Origin of the sequence: Streptomyces sp. NPDC020996 (assembly GCF_040641355.1) — a bacterium.
Classification (GTDB): Bacteria; Actinomycetota; Actinomycetes; order Streptomycetales; family Streptomycetaceae; genus Streptomyces.
Genome location: NZ_JBFADM010000143.1, coordinates 1 through 2,554, shown reverse-complemented (window position 1 = coordinate 2,554; position 2,554 = coordinate 1). Strand labels below are relative to the sequence as shown.

Genomic DNA, 2,554 nt, shown 5'->3' with positions numbered 1-2,554 from the left:
AACCGGAACGCCTCCGCAGCACGCCGGACATCCCACGCCCGCACCGGCAGCGGCGCGAGGTCACCCGCCTCGAAGTGCCGTACGAGGGCGGCGAGGATCTCGGCGGACCGGTCGGGCCCGGCTTCCGCCAGGTCGAAGGCCCGGTAGCCGACGCCCGGATGCGTGGCGGCGACCTGCTGCGGGTCGCGCACGTCGGTCTTGCCCATCTCGATGAACCGGCCGCCCTCGCCGAGCAGGCTCAGGGAAGCGTCGACGAGGTCACCGGACACCGAGTTCAGGACCACGTCCATCGCGGGGAACTTCTGCGCGAAGGAGGTGTCGCGGGAGGAGGCGATGTGGTCGTCGTCCAGGCCGAGGGCGCGCAGCGCGTCCCACTTGCCCTCGCTCGCCGTGCCGAACACCTCGGCGCCCAGATGCCGGGCGATCCGCACCGCCGCCATGCCCACACCGCCCGCGGCCGCGTGCACCAGCACCCGCTCCCCCGCCCGCAGCCCGGCCAGGTCGACCAGCCCGTAGTACGCGGTCAGGAACGCGGTCGGCACGGACGCGGCCCGTTCGAAGTCCCAGCCGTCCGGGACGCGCACCGCCAGACGCCGGTCGGTGACCGTCCACGGTCCGAAGGAGCCCGGGAAGGGGCCCATCACCCGGTCGCCGACCTTCAGGCCGTCGACGCCGGGGCTGACCTCGGTGACCACGCCGGCGCCCTCGTTGCCCATGGCGGCGTCCCCCGGATACATGCCGAGCGCGATCAGGACGTCGCGGAAGTTGAGGCCGGCCGCGCGGACGGCCACCCGTATCTCGCCGTGCGCGAGCGGGCGTTCGGCGACGGGTGTCAGGGCCAGACCGTCCAATGTGCCGCCGGAGCCTGCGGTGAGCTGCCAGGCGGGTGCGCCGGGCGGGGTCGCGAGCGGGTCGCCGGAGGTGCGGCCGCGGCTGAGGCGCGGCACCAGGACGTCACCGTCACGCACGGCGGCCTGCGGCTCGTCGGCGGCGAGCGCGGCGGCCACCGCCGCGGGCAGCCGCCCGGCCGCTTCGTCGGCCGCGCCGTCAGCCGCGTCCAAGTCGATGAGCACGATCCGGCCCGGCTGTTCGGCCTGGGCCGAGCGGACGAGGCCGCGGGCGGCGGCGTACGGCAGGTCGGTGACGTCCTCACCGGTACGGGTGGCGACCGCGCCCCGGGTCACGACCGCGAGCCGCACACTCTCCAACTCCGGCCGCCCGAACCATTCCTGAAGAGTCCTCAGCGTCTCCGAGGTGGCCGTGCGTGCGGCCTCGGCGGGGTCGACGCCGGCGCCCGGCTCACCGCCCAGCGGCAGGACCACCACCGACGGTGCGGGCAGCCCCGCGGCCACGGCCTCGCCGAGAGCGGCCACGTCGTCGAAGACCTGCGGGAACACACCGAGGCCCTGGAACGCGTCGAGCACGCCCAGCCGGTCGGTGCCGAGCACGAACCAGTCGTGCGGGGCGGCCGCCTCCACCGGCGCGGCGGCGCTCCAGTCCAGCCGGAACAGGCTCTCCCGGACGCGGCGCGTGTCGTCGTCGAGCCGGGCCGCGTCCACGGGCCGCGACACCAGGGAGCCGACGCTCGCCACGGGACGGCCCTGCGCGTCGGACAGTTCCAGGCGGGCGCCGTCCCCTGCCGGGGTGATACGGGCGCGCAGCGCGGTCGCGCCGACCGCGTACAGGGTGACGTCGTTCCACGAGAACGGCAGCCGTACGCCGTCGTCCTCGCCGCGCGCCGCCAGACCCGCGTGCAGCGCGGCGTCCAGGAGCGCCGGGTGCAGCCCGAAACGGGCGGCCTCGTCGTGGTGCGCCGGGTCGAGCACGACCTCCGCGTACAGCTCGTCGCCGTTCCGCCAGGCGCCGGTCAGGCCGCGGAAGGCGGGGCCGTACGTGTATCCGGTCGCGGCCAGTGCCTCGTAGAAGCCCTCCAGGCCGACCGGCTCGGCGCCCGGAGGCGGCCACACGGCCGCCTCGAACCGGGGCTCGGGCCGGGACGCCGCACCGAGCAGGCCAGTGGCGTGCCGCGTCCAGGGGGTGCCCCCGGCCGCGCCTTCAGCGGCGGCCTCTGCGGCGGCCTCTGCGGTGTCCTCGGGCAGCGAGTACAGCGCCACCGGCCTCCGCCCGTCCGCCGCGGCGGCCCCGACGACGGTCTGCAGCCGGACACCGCCCTCGGCGGGCAGCACCAGCGGCGCCTCCAGGGTGAGTTCGTCGAGCGTGGTGCATCCGGTCTCATCCCCGGCTCGTACGGCGAGTTCGACGAACGCGGTGCCCGGCAGCAGCACCGTCCCGCTCACGGCGTGGTCGGCGAGCCACGGGTGCGTCCGCAGCGACAGCCGCCCGGTGAGCACCACCTGATCCCCCTCCGCGAGCCGCACCGCGGCCCCCAGCAGCGGGTGATCCGCAGCGGCCAGCCCGGCCGCGGTGACATCACCGGCGCCGGTGGGGGCGATGTCCAGCCAGTAGCGCTCACGCTGGAAGGCGTAGGTGGGCAGGTCCACCCGTGCGGCGTCGTACCCGGCAAGCAGCGCCTGCCAGTCGACCTTGGCGCCGT

1 protein-coding gene is annotated in these 2,554 nt (G+C 75.9%); it reads right to left on the bottom strand.

Features of this window, described 5'->3' with window-relative positions; translation table 11 throughout:
• On the bottom strand, window positions 1-2,554 hold a 2,554-nt coding region (locus tag AB0G63_RS39010; RefSeq protein ID WP_360760630.1), incomplete at both ends, for a polyketide synthase dehydratase domain-containing protein.